This window comes from Duganella sp. HH101 (genome assembly GCF_001758795.1).
In the GTDB taxonomy this organism is placed as follows: domain Bacteria; phylum Pseudomonadota; class Gammaproteobacteria; order Burkholderiales; family Burkholderiaceae_D; genus Rugamonas; species Rugamonas rivuli.
Genome location: NZ_LRON01000029.1, coordinates 24570 through 44791, shown reverse-complemented (window position 1 = coordinate 44791; position 20222 = coordinate 24570). Strand labels below are relative to the sequence as shown.

At 67.5% G+C, this 20222-nt stretch carries 1 protein-coding gene; it reads right to left on the bottom strand.

Going from position 1 to position 20222, the window contains the following annotated elements:
- Positions 1-78: 78 nt before the first annotated feature.
- Entirely contained in the window at positions 79-20172 is a 20094-nt protein-coding gene (locus DUGA2_RS29120) for a non-ribosomal peptide synthase/polyketide synthase (RefSeq protein WP_083296528.1), read from the bottom strand.
- Between the last annotated feature and the right edge of the window lie 50 nt (positions 20173-20222).

The following is a 20222-nucleotide window of genomic DNA, read 5'->3' as shown; positions in this document are numbered from 1 at the left end:
TTTGTCTAACAACGACGAAAGAAACAGGCGATACCGGCCATCCGGAACGCGGCGGCAATGAAGCCGCCGGCACGGCGCTCAGGGCATGTACGAAAGCTTCCTGATGGCGCTGGAAATGGCCGCCCCCAGGGCTGCGACATGTGGCGGCTGGATAATCGACAAGTGGCTGCCGTCGACCGGAACCACCTGCAGCGCATCCCCCAGCAGCGCCCCCCAACCCGAATGCGGATCCTGGTTGTCACCCTCTTCCGCCCTGAACAGCGTGGTGGGCACGGATAGCGGCGGCGCAACATAGTTAATGACCGCCATCGCGCCCTCGTGCTCGACCGCCAGATAGCGGCGCACGGTAGCGGCATCGGTGTCTTCCGGCAGCAGCCTGAACTGCTCACACAACTTGACCATCGCCGCCAGATCCGCCGCTTGCGCAACGGTATCCAGCAGCGCATGCTGGGCTTCCGGCAGACGCTGCGTCAGTTTTTGCAGGAGCGCCTCCCGGTCGTCGAACACCGGTACTTCCGTGCGATACACCTGCTCGCGCAGTTCGGGATCGTGGTGGCTGTCGAGCAGGCCGAGGAACTCCACCTCCTCGCCGCCGGCCACCAGCTGATGCGCCATTTCATAGGCGAGCAAGCCGCCCGACGAATAACCGGCGATCCGGTATGGCCCCTCGGCCTGCACCTTGCGTATCGCAGCGATATAGTGGGCAGCCATCGCTTCCACCGACGTGAACGGCGTCTCGCCTTCCAGGAAGCCGTATGCCGCCAGGCCGCAGATGGCCACGTCGCTGTCGATATGCGGCGCCAGCGCGAACGCGTAATGCACCTCGCCGCCATTGGGATGGGTCAGGAACAATGGCAGCGGCCCAGCGCCGGGACGCACCAGAACCAGGCTCGATGGCTGGCGCTCCGCCCGCGATTGCTGATCCAGCAAAGCCGCAAGGCCGGCCTGGTTCGGTGCGGCGAAGAAGTCGCGCAGCGGGATCTCGACATTGAAGACACGCTTCACGCGCGAAAGCAATTGCGCGGCCAGCAGCGAATGGCCGCCCATGACGAAGAAGTCGTCGAAGATGCCGACCCGTTCAAGCTTGAGCATGTCCAGCCAGATTGCGTTGAGTACCTCTTCGGTTGGCGTGCGCGGTCCCACATACTCGTCCTCGCTGCGCGCCAGTTCCGGCACCGGCAGCGCCTTGCGGTCCACCTTGCCGTTCGGCGTCAGCGGCATCTGCTCCAGCACCACGAAGTGCGCCGGCACCATGTATTCCGGCAGGGACTCCAGCAGCGCCGCGCGCAATCCTGCCGCGTCGGGCAACTGGGCGCCATCATGCGCGACCAGATACGCGACCAGGCGTTTGTCGCCCGCCACGTCTTCGCGCGCCATCACCAGCACTTCGCGCACCGGTTCCAGCGCCGCCAGCGCGGCTTCGATTTCACCGAGCTCGATACGGAAGCCGCGCAGCTTGACCTGATGGTCGATACGGCCCAGATACTCGATGCTGCCGTCTTCCAGGTAGCGCGCCAGGTCGCCCGACTTGTACATACGGGAACCTGTCGCACCGAACGGGTTCGGAATGAACCGTTCGGCCGTCAGGTCGCCCCGGTTCAAGTAACCCCGCGCCAGGCCTGCGCCGGCGATATGCAGTTCGCCCGCCGCGCCCACCGGCACCGGTTCGAGACCCGCGTCCAGGATATACAGCTGGACGTTGGCGATCGGCGTGCCTATCGGAGGCTGACCCTCTTGCCCCGCCAGGCAATGATGGACCGATGCGCATACCGTCGCTTCGGTCGGACCGTAGGCGTTGAAGAAGCGGCGCTCCTGCGCCCACTCGTCCACCAGCGTCCTGCTGCACGCTTCGCCAGCGACGATCAGCGTTTCCACCGCCGCCAGCGCGCGGCTCGACATCAGTCCCAACGCAACAGGCGGCAACGTCACGTGATTGATCGCCAGCTTCTGCAAGGTCGATTCCAGCGCGGCGCCCGGCATCAGCTGCTCACGGCCGGCCAGGCACAGGGTGGCGCCGGCCGCCAGCGCCATGAAGATTTCCCAGGTCGATGCGTCGAAGTTCAGGGATGCGAACTGCAGCACCCGCTGCGCCGGCCCGACACCGAACGCCAACGCCTGTGCGTGCGCCAGATGACAAAGGTTGGCGTGCGAAAGCAGCGTGCCTTTCGGCCGTCCGGTCGAACCGGACGTGTAGATCACATAGGCCAGGTTGCCGGCCTGCGTTTCGGTGGACGGATTGGTGGCGTCGCAGGCATCGAGCGATGCCGCGTCGGCGTCCAGCAGGAACACCGGTACATCGCCGGCCGGCAGCGCAGACAACAGGCGCTGTTGCGTCAGCAGCACCGCAGGCGCCGCATCCTCCAGCATGTAGGCCAGGCGGTCGGCCGGATAGGCCGGGTCCAGCGGCACGTAAGCGCCGCCGGCCTTCAGGATCGCCAGCAAGCCGACGATCATTTCCAGCGAACGCTCGACGCACAGGCCCACCAGCACATCCGGACCGACGCCCAGCGTACGCAGGTGGTGAGCCAGGCGGTTCGCCGACGCATTGAGTTCGCCATACGTCAGCGACGCATCCTCATACTCAAGCGCCACGCTCTCCGGCGACGCCGCAGCGCGCTGCTCGAACAGCGCGTGGATCGTGCCACCCGGGACGCCCGCGCTGGCGGTGTCGTTCCACTCCACCAGCAGCTGGCGGCGCTCGGCCTCGTCCAGCATGTCCAGGTCCCGGATGCGGCGCTGCGGATCGGCCACGACCGCCTCCAGCAGGCGCACGAAGTGCCCCGCCATCCGCGCCATCGTCGACTGGTCGAACAGGTCGGTGTTGTATTCGATGCCGCCCAACAGCCGGCCGCCCTCCTCGCTGATATTGAAGCTCATGTCGAACTTCGACAGCACCGCCTCGCCGCCCATGCCGCGCAGCGTCAACCCCGGCAGCGTCAGCGTCTCCGTCGGCGCATTCTGCAGCACCAGCATCACCTGGAACAGCGGCGAATGGCTCACATGGCGTTCCGGCTTGAGCACTTCCACCAGCTGCTCGAACGGCACGTCCTGGTGCGCGTACGCATCGAGCATGTTCACGCGCACCTGGTCGAGCAGCTGCAGGAAGCCCTCGCCGCCATCGACCTGCGTGCGCAGCACCAGCGTGTTGACGAAGAAGCCGATCAGCCCTTCCGTCTCCGCGCGGTTGCGGTTGGCGATCGGCGTGCCGATGCAGATGTCGTCCTGGCCCGCGTAGCGCGACAGCAGCACATTGAACACCGCCGTCAGCGTCATGAACAAGGTGCTTTGCGCCTGCCGGCTCAGCGTGTTGAGCGCCGCCGTGGTGGCCGCCGACACTGCGAAGCCCTGCACCGCGCCGCGATGGCTTTGCTGCACAGGACGCGGACGGTCCGTCGGCAACGTCAGCAGGGTCGGCGCGCCGCCCAGCTGCCGCTGCCAGTAGTTCAACTGCTGCTGCAGCACTTCGCCGCTGAGCCACTGGCGCTGCCAGTGCGCGAAGTCCGCGTACTGGATCGGCAGTTCCGGCAGCGGCGACGGCCGCTGCTCCACATACGCCGCGTACAGCGCCGCCACTTCCTGCACCAGGATGCCGGTCGACCAGCCGTCCGAGACGATGTGGTGCACCGTCAGCAGCACGATATGCTCGGTCTCGCCCAGGCGCAGCAGGCGCGCCCGGATCAGCGGGCCGTTGGACAGGTCGAACGGCGTCTGCGCCTCGTCCTGCACCAGCCATTGCGCCTTGGCCTCGCGCTCCGCCTGCGGCAGCTCCGACAGGTCCTGCGCCTCCAGCGACAGTTCCAGCACCGGCGCGATCACCTGCACCGGCGTGCCGTCCACGCTGGCAAAGCTGGTGCGCAGCGCCTCGTGCCGGCGCACGATCTCGTTGACCGTGCGCCGCAACGCCGCCACGTCCAGCGCGCCGCTCAGGCGCACCGCCGCAGGGATGTTGTACAGCGCACTGGCCGACTCGAACTGGTCGATGAACCACAGGCGCTGCTGCGCGAACGACAGCGGCAACGCCACCTCGCGACCCACCGGCGCCATCGGCGGCGCGCTCAGGCCACGCTGCTCGGACTCCATCCGCGCCAGCAGCCCCGCCGCCGTCGGCGCCTCGAACACTACCCGCAGCGGCAGTTCCACCTCGAACGCGCTGCGGATCTGCGACACCAGCTGCGTCGCCAGCAGCGAATGACCGCCCAGCGCGAAGAAGTTGTCGTGCATGCCCACCTGTTCCAGCTTGAGCACACCGGCCCAGATGCCGGCCATGATCTCCTCGGCCGCCGTGCGCGGCGCCACATAATCGTCCTCGCCGCGCGACAGCTCCGGCGCCGGCAGCGCCTTGCGGTCCACCTTGCCGTTCGGCGTCAGCGGCATCTGCTCCAGCACCACGAAGTGCGCCGGCACCATGTACTCCGGCAGCGTCTCCAGCAGCGATGCGCGCAGCGACGCCACCGGCGGCACCTGCGCGCCCTCGTGGGCCACCAGGTACGCCACCAGGCGCTTGTCGCCGTTCACCTCGCGCGCCATCACCAGCACGTCGCGCAGCGGCTCCAGCGCCGACAGCGCCGTTTCAATCTCGCCCAGCTCGATGCGGAATCCGCGCACCTTGACCTGATTGTCGATCCGGCCGATGAACTCCATCACCCCGTCGGCGCGGTAGCGTCCAACGTCGCCGGTCCGGTACAAGCGCCCCGACGCCTCGAACGGATGCGCCACGAACGCCTTCTCCGTCTGCGCCGGATCGTTCAAGTAGCCCCGGCCCACGCCGGCGCCGGCCACGCAGATCTCGCCGGCCACACCGATCGGCGCCATCTGCAGCCGCGCATCCAGGATGTAGAGCCGGTTGTTGGCCGTCGGCCGGCCGATCGGGATCGCCGCGCCGTCCTCGGGGCTCGCATGGATCGCGTGGTAGGCCACGTCGTCCGAGCACTCCGCCGGGCCGTACACGTTCATCAGAGGCAGCGACGGGAAGCGCGCGAACCAGTCCTGCGCCAGCTTCAATGGCAGCGCCTCGCCGGTCGGCAGCACCCAGCGCAGCGTCGCCAGCGTCACATGCCCGGCGCTCGCTTCGAGCAGGCTGCGCATCAGGCTCGGCACCACCTCCAGCAGCGTGATGCCCAGCGCGTCCACCGCCTCGGGCAGGCGTTGCGGATCCTTGGCGATGTCGTCGGGCAGGATGCAGGTGGTCGCGCCCACCAGCGGCGCGGCCAGGAACTGCCACACCGCGATGTCGAACGCCGCCGACGCGCTCTGCGCGATGCGGTCGCCTTCGTGCAGGCCGATGATCGGCTGCTTGCCGAACATATTATTGAGCATGCCCCGCTGCTCGACCATCGCCCCCTTCGACACGCCCGTCGTGCCCGAGGTCGAGATCACATAGGCCAGGTCGTCCGGACCGCCCAGCGGCGCCAGCGCCGGCGCCTCGCCGGCCAGCCAGATCTCCTCGGCCGCCAGCACCAACTGCGCCGGCGCCAGTCCCTCGGCCAGGCGCGCATACACCGGCGCACCGCTGGCCGACACCAGCGCCAGGCCGGAACGGCTGCCCGCGACGATCTCGCGCAGCCGCTCGACCGGATGGTTCACCTCCAGCGGCAGGAACGCCGCCCCGGCGCGCAGCACGCCGATCATCATCGCCAGCAGCGCCAGATTGCGCTCGCCCACCAGCACCACCACCGTGTCGGTGCCGGCGCCGGCCGCGATCAGCGCCGCCGCCAGGCGCCGCGTGCGCGCATCGAGTTCGCCGTAGCTCAGGGACGCGTCGCCGCACACCGCCGCGATCCGCTCCGGATGGGCCGCGGCCCGCTCCGCGAACAGGCTGGCGTACGAACGATCGAGCGGGAACGCCGTCTCGCTGCTGTTCCAGTCCTCCAGCAGCAGGCGCCGTTCCTGCTCGCCCAGCATCGGCAGGCTGCCCACCGGGCAGGCCGGATCGGCCACGACCGCGTCGAGCAGGCGGACGAAATGATCCGCCATGCGCGCTATGGTCGACTGGTCGAACAGGTCCGTGTTGTATTCGAAGGAGCCCACCAGGCGGTCCGACCCTTCCGTCAGGTTCAGCGTCAGGTCGAACTTGGCGCTCACGCCTTCGGCCCCCAGCCCCTGCATCGTCAGCCCCGGCAGCGTCAGCGCTCCCATCGGCGTGTTCTGCAGCGACAGCATCACCTGGAACAGCGCCGAGTGGCTCAGGTGGCGTTCCGGGTTGAGCACATCGACCAGCTGCTCGAACGGCACGTCCTGGTGCGCGTAGGCGTCCAGCGTGTTGCCGCGCACCTGTTCGAGCAGCTGCAGGAAGCCGGCGTCGGCGTCCACGCGGGTGCGCAGCACCAGCGTGTTGACGAAGAAGCCGATCAGCCCTTCGGTCTCGGCGCGGTTGCGGTTGGCGATCGGCGTGCCGATGCAGATGTCGTCCTGCCCCGCGTAGCGCGACAGCAGCACATTGAATGCCGCCGTCAGCGTCATGAACAAGGTGCTTTGCGTCTGGCGGCTCAGCGTGTTGAGCGCCGCCGTGGTGGCGGGCGACAGCGCGAAGCCCTGCACCGCGCCGCGATGGCTTTGCTGCGCAGGACGCGGACGGTCCGTCGGCAATGTCAGCAGGGTCGGCGCGCCGCCCAGCTGCCGCTGCCAGTAATCGAGCTGCCGCTGCAGCACTTCGCCGCTGAGCCACTGGCGCTGCCAGTGCGCGAAGTCCGCGTACTGGATCGGCAGTTCCGGCAGCGGCGACGGCCGCTGCTCCACAAAGGCGGCATACAGCGCCGCCACTTCCTGCACCAGGATGCCGGTCGACCAGCCATCCGAGACGATGTGGTGCACCGTCAGCAGCACGATATGCTCGGTCTCGGCCAGGCGCAGCAGGCGCGCCCGGATCAGCGGGCCGTTGGCCAGGTCGAACGGCGTGTGCGCCTCGTCCTGCACCAGCCATTGCGCCTTGGCCTCGCGCTCCGCCTGCGGCAGGTCCGACAGGTCCTGCGCTTCCAGCGCCAATTCCAGCACCGGCGCGATCACCTGCACCGGCGCTCCGTCCACGCTGCCGAAGCTGGTGCGCAGCGCCTCGTGCCGGCGCACGATCTCGTTGACCGTGCGGCGCAAGGCCGCAACGTCCAGCGTGCCGCTCAGGCGTACCGCCAGCGGAATGTTATAAAACCCGCTGCCCGGCTCCAGCTGGTCGATGAACCACAGGCGCTGTTGCGCGAACGACAGCGGCATGGCCGCATCGCGGCCGACCGGCACCATCGGCGCCGCCAGCAAGCCACCCAGCACCGCATCCAGCTGCGGCATCAGTCCGGCGATGGTCGGCGCTTCGAACACCGCCCGCAGCGGCAGTTCGACTTCGAACGCGCTGCGGATCTGCGACACCAGCTGCGTCGCCAGCAGCGAGTGGCCGCCCAGCGCGAAGAAGTCGTCGTGCAGACCTACTTTGTCAAGCTTGAGTACACCGGCCCAGATACCGGCCATGATCTCCTCGGCCGCCGTGCGCGGCGCCACATAACCGTCTTCGCTGCGCGCCAGTTCCGGCACCGGCAGCGCCTTGCGGTCCACCTTGCCGTTCGACGTGAGCGGCATCTGCTCCAGCACCACGAAGTGCGCCGGCACCATGTATTCCGGCAGGGACTCCAGCAGCGCCGCGCGCAGGCCCGCCGCGTCGGGCAATTGCTCGCCATCGTGCGCGACCAGATACGCGACCAGGCGTTTGTCGCCCGCCACGTCCTCGCGCGCCAGCACCAGCGCTTCGCGCACCGGCTCCAGCGACGCCAGCGCGGCTTCGATTTCACCGAGTTCGATACGGAAGCCGCGCAGCTTGACCTGGTGGTCGATACGGCCCAGGTACTCGATGCTGCCGTCTTCCAGGTAGCGCGCCAGGTCGCCCGACTTGTACATACGGGAACCTGTCGCACCGAACGGGTTCGGAATGAAGCGGTCGGCCGTCAGGTCGCCCCGGTTCAAGTAACCCCGCGCCAGGCCTGCGCCGGCGATATGCAGCTCACCAGCCACGCCCACAGGCACCGGTTCGAGACGCGCATTCAGGATATACAGCTGAACGTTGGCGATCGGCGTGCCTATCGGAGGCTGACCCTCTTGCCCCACCAGGCAATGATGGACCGATGCGCATACCGTCGCTTCGGTCGGACCGTAGGCGTTGAAGAAGCGGCGCTCCTGTGCCCACTCGTCCACCAAGGTTCTGCTGCACGCTTCGCCAGCGACGATCAGCGTTTCCACCGCCGCCAGCGCGCGGCTCGACATCAGTCCCAACGCAACAGGCGGCAACGTCACATGATTGATCGCCAGCTTCTGCAAGGTCGATTCCAGCGCGGCGCCCGGCATCAGCTGCTCACGGCCGGCCAGGCACAGGGTGGCGCCGGCCGACAGCGCCATGAAGATTTCCCATGTCGATGCGTCGAAGTTCAGGGACGCGAACTGCAGCACCCGCTGCGCCGGCCCGACACCGAACGCCAACGCCTGTGCGTGCGCCAGATGGCAAAGGTTGGCGTGCGAAAGCAGCGTGCCTTTCGGCCGTCCGGTCGAACCGGAAGTGTAGATCACGTAGGCCAGGTTGCCGGCCTGCGTCCCGGCGGACGGATTGGTGGCGTCGCAGGCATCGAGCGATGCCGCATCGGCGTCCAGCAGGAACACCGGCACATCGCCGGCCGGCAGCGCCGACAACAGATGCTGTTGCGTCAGCAGCACCGCAGGCGCTGCATTCTCCAGCATGTAGGCCAGGCGGTCGGCAGGATAGGCAGGGTCCAGCGGCACGTAGGCGCCGCCGGCCTTCAGGATGCCGAGCAAGCCGACGATCATTTCCAGCGAACGCTCCACGCACAGGCCCACCAGCACATCCGGGCCCACGCCCAGCGTGCGCAAATGATGCGCCAGGAGGTTCGCCCGCGCATTGAGTTCGCCATACGTCAGCGACGCATCTTCATACTCCAGCGCCACGCTCTCCGGCGACGCCGCCGCGCGCTGCTCGAACAGCGCGTGGATCGTGCCATCCGGGACGTCCGCGCTGGCGGTGTCGTTCCACTCCACCAGCATCTGATGAAGTTCGGCCGGGGGGACGACGTCCAAGCCGCTGACCGTGCTGGCTGGCGCTTCCTCCAGCGCCAACACCAGCTGCTCCAGCGCCGTCTGCATGTAATCGCCTACCCGTTGCGCCGACGCCGCCGCATCGACCTGCACCGTCAACGCAAAGTCCTGGCCCAAATCGTCAATCGACAAGGTGAATGGATAATTGCTGCGCTCTTCGCTGCTGAGCATCGAAACGCCTTGCCATGTCGTATCCGCATCCGCAGCTACCGCCTGATGCGCCACGCTGTGTCGGTAATTGAGCAACGCCGAGAACAATGGCATCGGCGCCCTCACACCGCTGCAACGCTGCGCAAGCGCCAGCGATGCGTGCTCATGACGCAGCAGCTGCGTCAGCAAATCATGCGCAGCGCGCACGCTGCGGGCGACGTCTTGTTCCGCGAGCTTGAAACGCACGGGCAGCGTGTTAATGAACATCCCCAGCACGCTGGCGGCATCTTCGCCGCCGGCCATACGGCCCAGCAGCACGGTACCGAACACCACGTCGTCGCGGCCGGATACCTTGGCCAGCACCTGCGCCCACGCCAGATGCATGACGCTTGCGGCGCTGACGCCCAACTGCCGCGCCTGACGGCGCAAGCGCTGTGCCAGAACGCCATCGAGCATGCGCTGCGATTGCACGATGCCGGTCCCGTCGCCCTGCACATCAAGCAGGCCGAATGGCGCTGTCGGCTCGTCCACGTCCGCCAGCATCGCGCTGAAGTAAGCCTCGTGTTCCGCCTGGCTCACACCCAGACGCGCTTGGGCGACGAAATTACGGAACGGCAGCGCCGGCGGCAGCTCTGCGGAGCGGCCTTGCAGCAGCAGGCGCACCTCCGCGACCAGCATATCCAAGGTGCTATGGTCGATCGCCAGGTGGTGCGCCAGGATCTGCAGCAGCCAGCGGCCTTTGTGCTTGTCCTGCGCCGCAAAGGCGCGCATCAACGGCGCCTGGCGCACGTCCAGGCGGTAGTGCCGCGGATGATAACGTTCCGCCAGTTCCTTCGCCACGTCGGCAGCGTCATCCAGGTCGGCTTGCTCGGCCACCAGCGCAGCCTCGCGCCATACCACCTGCACCGCTTCATTCAATCCTTCCCAGTGCAGGGCTGTACGCAGGATGTCATGGCGGGCAATGACCATATTCAGGGCCAACACGAATCCGTCAAGCCGTTCGCGGCTGTCGAACTGCATCAGGTGCGGCAGCAGATAAGCGTCGCCCTCTTCGTTCATCATGTGGTGGAACAGGATACCTTCCTGCAGCGGCGCCAGCGGATAGATATCCTGGATATTGGCGGCGCCGCCCGGAACCGCTGCGACCACGCGCGCGATCTCCTGCTCGTCCAGTTTGACCAGCGTCAGCATCTCCGGAGTGATCGCCGTGCAGCCAGCCAGGATGCCGTTGGCCGGCACCACGATCTCGCCGTCCGATGCACCGACGGCATCCGCGAGAGCTGCTATGGTTGGCGAGCCAAACAGGGTCCTCACATCGACATTCAGGCCGGCGCGGCGCATACGCTCCACCAGCGTAATCGCCAGCAGCGAATGTCCGCCAAGCGAGAAGAAGTTTTCATGCACGCCCACCTGGTCCAGATTGAGCACGCCGGCCCAGATGCCCGCCATGGTCTCCTCGACTGCGTTACGTGGCGCCACGTAAGCGTCTTCGCTTCGCGCCATGTCCGGCGCAGGCAAGGCTTTGCGGTCCACCTTGCCGTTCGGCGTCAATGGCAGCTGGTCCAGCACCACGAAGTGCGCCGGCACCATGTATTCCGGCAGCGATGCCAACAAGGCGGTGCGCAGTCCGGCGGCGTCAGGCAATTGCTCGCCATCGTGCGCGACCAGATATGCGACCAGGCGCTTGTCGCCAGCCACGTCCTCACGCGCCAGTACCAGCGCTTCGCGCACAGATGCCAGCAAACCGAGCGCGGTTTCGATCTCGCCCAGCTCAATGCGGAAGCCGCGCAGCTTGACCTGATGGTCGATGCGCCCCAGGTATTCGATGCTGCCATCCTGCAGATAACGGGCCAGGTCGCCCGACTTGTACATGCGGCTGCCCGCAACGCCGAACGGATTCGGTATGAATTTGTCCGCCGTCAGGTCGCCACGGTTGACATAACCGCGCGCCAGGCCATCGCCGGCGATATGCAGTTCGCCCGCAACGCCCACCGGCACAGGGTTCAGCCCCGTATCGAGAATATGAATTTGCGTATTGGCGATAGGACGGCCGATGTGCAGGACCATGTCGGTGGCATGCAACACACCGGAAGTCGCCACTACGGTATTTTCGGTAGGACCGTAATTATTCACCAGCGCGTAAGCTGGCCAGGCAGCAGGTCGCTGTCGCAGAGCGTCGCCACCGATCAGCAGGTGCTGCAACGACGCCAGCTCATAGCCGCGCGCCATCGCCATCTCCGCCAGGGGCGTCGTCAGGAAGCTGACGTCCAGGCGCGCTTCGCTCCACCAGCTGAGCAGATACTCCGGATCTTTTGCGCACAAATGCGGCGGCAGGATCAGGCTTCCGCCACTGCACAACGGTGGCCAGACTTCCCAGGTGCAGGCGTCAAACGCAATGCTCGCTGTGGTCGACGAGCGTTTGCCTTCGCTCAGTTCGAAGGTCCGGCAATGCCATGCGATGAGATTATTCAGGCTGGCATGGCTGATCGCCACGCCCTTCGGCCGTCCGGTCGAACCGGAGGTGTAGATCACATAGGCCAGGTTGCCGGCCCGCGTTTCGGTGGACGGATTGGTGGCGTCGCAGGCATCGAGCGATGCCGCATCGGCGTCCAGCAGGAACACCGGCACATCGCCGGCCGGCAGCGCCGACAACAGATGCTGTTGCGTCAGCAGCACCGCAGGCGCTGCATCCTCCAGCATATAGGCCAGGCGGTCGGCAGGATAGGCAGGGTCCAGCGGCACGTAGGCGCCGCCGGCCTTCAGGATGCCGAGCAAGCCGACGATCATTTCCAGCGAACGCTCGACGCACAGGCCCACCAGCACATCCGGGCCCACGCCCAGCGTGCGCAAATGGTGCGCCAGGCGGTTGGCCCGCGCATTGAGTTCCCCATACGTCAGCGACGCATCCTCATACTCCAGCGCCACGCTCTCCGGCGACGCCGCCGCGCGCTGCTCGAACAGCGCGTGGATCGTGCCATACGGGACGCCCGCGCTGGCGGTGTCGTTCCACTCCACCAGCAGCTGGCGGCGCTCGGCCTCGTCCAGCATGTCCAGGTCCCGGATGCGGCGCTGCGGATCGGCCACGACCGCCTCCAGCAGGCGCACGAAGTGCCCCGCCATCCGCGCCATCGTCGACTGGTCGAACAGGTCGGTGTTGTATTCGATGCCGCCCAACAGCCGGCCGCCCTCCTCGCTGATATTGAAGCTCATGTCGAACTTCGACAGCACCGCCTCGCCGCCCATGCCGCGCAGCGTCAACCCCGGTAGCGTCAGCGCCTCCATCGGCGCATTCTGCAGCACCAGCATCACCTGGAACAGCGGCGAATGGCTCACATGGCGTTCCGGCTTGAGCACTTCCACCAGCTGCTCGAACGGCACGTCCTGGTGCGCGTACGCATCGAGCATGTTCACGCGCACCTGGTCGAGCAGCTGCAGGAAGCCCTCGCCGCCATCGACCTTCGTGCGCAGCACCAGCGTGTTGACGAAGAAGCCGATCAGCCCTTCCGTCTCCGCGCGGTTGCGGTTGGCGATCGGCGTGCCGATGCAGATGTCGTCCTGGCCCGCGTAGCGCGACAGCAGCACATTGAACACCGCCGTCAGCGTCATGAACAAGGTGCTTTGCGCCTGCCGGCTCAGCGTGTTGAGCGCCGCCGTGGTGGCCGCCGACACTGCGAAGCCCTGCACCGCGCCGCGATGGCTTTGCTGCACAGGACGCGGACGGTCCGTCGGCAACGTCAGCAGGGTCGGCGCGCCGCCCAGCTGCCGCTGCCAGTAGTTCAACTGCTGCTGCAGCACTTCGCCGCTGAGCCACTGGCGCTGCCAGTGCGCGAAGTCCGCGTACTGGATCGGCAGTTCCGGCAGCGGCGACGGCCGCTGCTCCACATACGCCGCGTACAGCGCCGCCACTTCCTGCACCAGGATGCCGGTCGACCAGCCGTCCGAGACGATGTGGTGCACCGTCAGCAGCACGATATGCTCGGTCTCGCCCAGGCGCAGCAGGCGCGCCCGGATCAGCGGGCCGTTGGACAGGTCGAACGGCGTCTGCGCCTCGTCCTGCACCAGCCATTGCGCCTTGGCCTCGCGCTCCGCCTGCGGCAGCTCCGACAGGTCCTGCGCCTCCAGCGACAGTTCCAGCACCGGCGCGATCACCTGCACCGGCGTGCCGTCCACGCTGGCAAAGCTGGTGCGCAGCGCCTCGTGCCGGCGCACGATCTCGTTGACCGTGCGCCGCAACGCCGCCACGTCCAGCGCGCCGCTCAGGCGTACCGCCAGCGGAATGTTATAAAACCCGCTGCCCGGCTCCAGCTGGTCGATGAACCACAGGCGCTGTTGCGCGAACGACAGCGGCATGGCCGCGTCGCGGCCGACCGGCACCATCGGCGCCGCCAGCAAGCCACCCAGCACCGCATCGAGCTGCGGCATCAGTCCGGCGATGGTCGGCGCTTCGAACACCGCCCGCAACGGCAGTTCGACTTCGAACGCGCTGCGGATCTGCGACACCAGCTGCGTCGCCAGCAGCGAGTGGCCGCCCAGCGCGAAGAAGTCGTCGTGCAGACCTACTTTGTCAAGCTTGAGCACACCGGCCCAGATACCGGCCATGATCTCCTCGGCCGCCGTGCGCGGCGCCACATAACCATCTTCGCTGCGCGCCAGTTCCGGCACCGGCAGCGCCTTGCGGTCCACCTTGCCGTTCGACGTCAGCGGCATCTGCTCCAGCACCACGAAGTGCGCCGGCACCATGTATTCCGGCAGCGACTCCAGCAGCGCCGCGCGCAGGCCTGCCGCGTCGGGCAATTGCTCGCCATCGTGCGCGACCAGATACGCAACCAGGCGTTTGTCGCCCGCCACGTCCTCGCGCGCCAGCACCAGCGCTTCGCGCACCGGTTCAAGCGACGCCAGCGCGGCTTCGATTTCACCGAGCTCGATACGGAAGCCGCGCAGCTTGACCTGGTGGTCGATACGGCCCAGGTACTCGATGCTGCCGTCTTCCAGGTAACGCGCCAGGTCGCCCGACTTGTACAGGCGGCTGCCGGCCGCGCCGAACGGGTTCGGAATGAACCGATCGGCCGTCAGGTCGCCCCGGTTCAAGTAACCCCGCGCCAGGCCTGCGCCGGCGATATGCAGCTCACCAGCCACGCCCACCGGCACGGGGTTCAAGCCAGCATCCAGAATGTACGACGCCAGATCGGGAATCGGCCTGCCGACCGAATTGGATGCCGTGCCGTCCTGCTGCAGCAACTGCCGCGTGACGTGAACCGTGGTCTCGGTGATGCCGTACATATTCGTCAGCGCCGGCGCTTCGTAGCCATGCTTGTCGAACCATGGGGCCAGCGCGGCGCGGTTGAGCGCCTCGCCGCCGAAGATCACATGCCGCAGGCGCAGGGCGGAAGCCCCGGCCTGATGGCGATCGGCTTCCACCAGTTGCTGGAATGCCGATGGCGTCTGGTTCAACACCGTCACGCCCGCACGCACCAGCAAGCCGTGGAATTGATCGGGCGAGCGCGAAACCAGGTATGGCACGATGACCAGACGGCCACCGTACAGCAGCGCGCCCCAGATTTCCCAAACCGAGAAATCGAAGGCGTACGAGTGGAACAGCGTCCACACATCTTCGGCATTGAAGCCGAACCACTCGTCGGTCATGCTGAACAGGCGCAGCACGTTTTCATGCTGCAGCAGACTGCCCTTTGGCCGTCCGGTCGAACCGGATGTGTAGATCACGTAGGCCAGGTTGCCGGCCTGCGTTTCGCTGGACGGATTGGTGGCGTCGCAGGCATCGAGCGATGCCGCATCGGCGTCCAGCAGGAACACCGGCACATCGCCGGCCGGCAGCGCAGGCAACAGGCGCTGTTGCGTCAACAGCACCGCAGGCGCTGCATCCTCCAGCATGTAGGCCAGGCGGTCGGCAGGATAAGCTGGGTCCAGCGGCACGTAGGCGCCGCCGGCCTTCAGGATAGCCAGCAAGCCGACGATCATCTCCAGCGAACGCTCCACGCACAGGCCCACCAGCACATCCGGGCCCACGCCCAGCGTGCGCAGGTGGTGCGCCAGGCGGTTGGCCCGCGCATTGAGTTCCCCATACGTCAGCGACGCATCCTCATACTCCAGCGCCACGCTCTCCGGCGACGCCGCCACGCGCTGCTCGAACAGCGCGTGGATCGTGCCATCCGGGACGCCCGCGCTGGCGGTGTCGTTCCACTCCACCAGCAGCTGGCGGCGCTCGGCCTCGTCCAGCATGTCCAGGTCACGGATGCGGCGCTGCGGATCGGCCACGACCGCCTCCAGCAGGCGCACGAAGTGCCCCGCCATCCGCGCCATCGTCGACTGGTCGAACAGGTCGGTGTTGTATTCGATGCCGCCCAACAGCCGGCCGCCCTCCTCGCTGATATTGAAGCTCATGTCGAACTTCGACAGCACCGCCTCGCCGCCCATGCCGCGCAGCGTCAACCCCGGCAGCGTCAGCGCCTCCATCGGCGCATTCTGCAGCACCAGCATCACCTGGAACAGCGGCGAATGGCTCACATGGCGTTCCGGCTTGAGCACTTCCACCAGCTGCTCGAACGGCACGTCCTGGTGCGCGTAAGCATCGAGCATGTTCACCCGCACCTGGTCGAGCAGCTGCAGGAAACCCTCGCCGCCATCGACCTGCGTGCGCAGCACCAGCGTGTTGACGAAGAAGCCGATCAGCCCTTCCGTCTCCGCGCGGTTGCGGTTGGCGATCGGCGTGCCGATGCAGATGTCGTCCTGCCCCGCGTAGCGCGACAGCAGCACATTGAACACCGCCGTCAGCGTCATGAACAAGGTGCTTTGCGCCTGCCGGCTCAGCGTGTTGAGCGCCGCCGTGGTGGCCGCCGACACCGCGAAGCCCTGCACCGCGCCGCGATGGCTTTGCTGCACAGGACGCGGACGGTCCGTCGGCAACGTCAGCAGGGTCGGCGCGCCGCCCAGCTGCCGCTGCCAGTAGTTCAACTGCTGCTGCAGCACTTCTCCGCTGAGCCACTGGCGCTGCCAGTGCGCGAAGTCCGCGTACTGGATCGGCAGTTCCGGCAGCGGCGACGGCCGCTGCTCCACATACGCCGCGTACAGCGCCGCCACTTCCTGCACCAGGATGCCGGTCGACCAGCCGTCCGAGACGATGTGGTGCACCGTCAGCAGCACGATATGCTCGGTCTCGCCCAGGCGCAGCAGGCGCGCCCGGATCAGCGGGCCGTTGGACAGGTCGAACGGCGTCTGCGCCTCGTCCTGCACCAGCCATTGCGCCTTGGCCTCGCGCTCCGCCTGCGGCAGCTCCGACAGGTCCTGCGCCTCCAGCGACAGTTCCAGCACCGGCGCGATCACCTGCACCGGCGTGCCATCCACGCTGGCAAAGCTGGTGCGCAACGCCTCGTGCCGGCGCACGATCTCGTTGACCGTGCGCCGCAACGCCGCCACGTCCAGCGCGCCGCTCAGGCGCACCGCCGCAGGGATGTTGTACAGCGCACTGGCCGACTCGAACTGGTCGATGAACCACAGGCGCTGCTGCGCGAACGACAGCGGCAACGCCACCTCGCGACCCACCGGCGCCATCGGCGGCGCGCTCAGGCCACGCTGCTCGGACTCCATCCGCGCCAGCAGCCCCGCCGCCGTCGGCGCCTCGAACACCACCCGCAGCGGCAGTTCCACCTCGAACGCGCTGCGGATCTGCGACACCAGCTGCGTCGCCAGCAGCGAATGACCGCCCAGCGCGAAGAAGTTGTCGTGCATGCCCACCTGTTCCAGCTTGAGCACACCGGCCCAGATGCCGGCCATGATCTCCTCGGCCGCCGTGCGCGGCGCCACATAATCGTCCTCGCCGCGCGACAGGTCCGGCGCCGGCAGCGCCTTGCGGTCCACCTTGCCGTTCGGCGTCAGCGGCATCTGCTCCAGCACCACGAAGTGCGCCGGCACCATGTACTCCGGCAGCGTCTCCAGCAGCGATGCGCGCAGCGACGCCACCGGCGGCACCTGCGCGCCCTCGTGGGCCACCAGGTACGCCACCAGGCGCTTGTCGCCGTTCACCTCGCGCGCCATCACCAGCACGTCGCGCAGCGGCTCCAGCGCCGACAGCGCCGTTTCAATCTCGCCCAGCTCGATGCGGAATCCGCGCACCTTGACCTGGTTGTCGATCCGGCCGATGAACTCCATCACCCCGTCGGCGCGGTAGCGTCCAACGTCGCCGGTCCGGTACAAGCGCCCCGACGCCTCGAACGGATGCGCCACGAACGCCTTCTCCGTCTGCGCCGGATCGTTCAAATAGCCCCGGCCCACGCCGGCGCCGGCCACGCAGATCTCGCCGGCCACACCGATCGGCGCCATCTGCAGCCGCGCATCCAGGATGTAGAGCCGGTTGTTGGCCGTCGGCCGGCCGATCGGGATCGCCGCGCCGTCCTCGGGGCTCGCATGGATCGCGTGGTAGGCCACGTCGTCCGAGCACTCCGCCGGGCCGTACACGTTCATCAGCGGCAGCGACGGGAAGCGCGCGAACCAGTCCTGCGCTAGCTTCAATGGCAGCGCCTCGCCGGTCGGCAGCACCCAGCGCAGCGTCGCCAGCGTCACATGCCCGGCGCTCGCTTCGAGCAGGCTGCGCATCAGGCTCGGCACCACCTCCAGCAGCGTGATGCCCAGCGCGTCCACCGCCTCGGGCAGGCGTTGCGGATCCTTGGCGATGTCGTCGGGCAGGATGCAGGTGGTCGCGCCCACCAGCGGCGCGGCCAGGAACTGCCATACCGCGATGTCGAACGCCGCCGACGCGCTCTGCGCGATGCGGTCGCCTTCGTGCAGGCCGATGATCGGCTGCTTGCCGAACATATTATTGAGCATGCCCCGCTGCTCGACCATCGCCCCCTTCGACACGCCCGTCGTGCCCGAGGTCGAGATCACATAGGCCAGGTCGTCCGGACCGCCCAGCGGCGCCAGCGCCGGCGCCTCGCCGGCCAGCCAGATCTCCTCGGCCGCCAGCACCAACTGCGCCGGCGCCAGTCCCTCGGCCAGGCGCGCATACACCGGCGCACCGCTGGCCGACACCAGCGCCAGGCCGGAACGGCTGCCCGCGACGATCTCGCGCAGCCGCTCGACCGGATGGTTCACCTCCAGCGGCAGGAACGCCGCCCCGGCGCGCAGCACGCCGATCATCATCGCCAGCAGCGCCAGATTGCGCTCGCCCACCAGCACCACCACCGTGTCGGTGCCGGCGCCGGCCGCGATCAGCGCCGCCGCCAGGCGCCGCGTGCGCGCATCGAGTTCGCCGTAGCTCAGGGACGCGTCGCCGCACACCGCCGCGATCCGCTCCGGATGGGCCGCGGCCCGCTCCGCGAACAGGCTGGCGTACGAACGATCGAGCGGGAACGCCGTCTCGCTGCTGTTCCAGTCCTCCAGCAGCAGGCGCCGTTCCTGCTCGCCCAGCATCGGCAGGCTGCCCACCGGGCAGGCCGGATCGGCCACGACCGCGTCGAGCAGGCGGACGAAATGATCCGCCATGCGCGCTATGGTCGACTGGTCGAACAGGTCCGTGTTGTATTCGAAGGAGCCCACCAGGCGGTCCGACCCTTCCGTCAGGTTCAGCGTCAGGTCGAACTTGGCGCTCACGCCTTCGGCCCCCAGACCCTGCATCGTCAGTCCCGGCAGCGTCAGCGCTCCCATCGGCGTGTTCTGCAGCGACAGCATCACCTGGAACAGCGCCGAGTGGCTCAGGTGGCGTTCCGGGTTGAGCACATCGACCAGCTGCTCGAACGGCACGTCCTGGTGCGCGTAGGCGTCCAGCGTGTTGCCGCGCACCCGCTCGAGCAGCTGCAGGAAGTTGGCGCCGTGATCAATTTGCGTGCGCAGCACCAGCGTGTTGACGAAGAAGCCGATCAGCCCTTCGGTCTCGGCGCGGTTGCGGTTGGCGATCGGCGTGCCGATGCAGATGTCGTCCTGCCCCGCGTAGCGCGACAGCAGCACATTGAACGCCGCCGTCAGTGTCATGAACAAGGTGCTTTGCGTCTGGCGGCTCAGCGTGTTGAGCGCCGCCGTGGTGGCGGGCGACACTGCGAAGCCCTGCACCGCGCCGCGGTGGCTTTGCTGCGCCGGGCGCGGACGGTCCGTCGGCAATGTCAGCAGGGTCGGCGCGCCGCCCAGCTGCCGCTGCCAGTAATCGAGCTGCCGCTGCAGCACTTCGCCGCTGAGCCACTGGCGCTGCCAGTGCGCGAAGTCCGCGTACTGGATCGGCAGTTCCGGCAGCGGCGACGGCCGCTGCTCCACATACGCCGCGTACAGCGCCGCCACTTCCTGCACCAGGACGCCGGTCGACCAGCCGTCCGAGACGATGTGGTGCACCGTCAGCAGCACGATATGCTCGGTCTCGGCCAGGCGCAGCAGGCGCGCCCGGATCAGCGGGCCGTTGGCCAGGTCGAACGGCGTCTGCGCCTCGTCCTGCACCAGCCATTGCGCCTTGGCCTCGCGCTCCGCCTGCGGCAGGTCCGACAGGTCCTGCGCTTCCAGCGCCAGTTCCAGCACCGGCGCGATCACCTGCACCGGCGCGCCGTCCACGCTGCCGAAGCTGGTGCGCAGCGCCTCGTGCCGGCGCACGATCTCGTTGACCGTGCGACGCAACGCCGCCACGTCCAGCGTGCCGATCAGGCGTACGGCGGCCGGTATGTTGTAGAACGCGCTGCCCGGCTCCAGCTGGTCGATGAACCACAGGCGCTGCTGCGCGAATGACAGCGGAATATTCCCGGCCCAGCATGGATCGCTGCGCGACGGGATGATAGGCGTATAGCGGGTGGCGTTCTTCAGGAAGTCCACCAACAACTGCTTATGCCCGCGTATCTTTTCCACCAGATCGTCGGTGATCAGATGGGTGCTCCCATCCAATACCAATTCATCCTGATCCAGAACAATCGTTACACCCACCTGCCGCAATTCAGAGAGAAATTCTACAACATTCATGTTTCAGTATCCGCGAGTTCAATAGCGTCAAAGGCCGCCCGCGCCGGGCG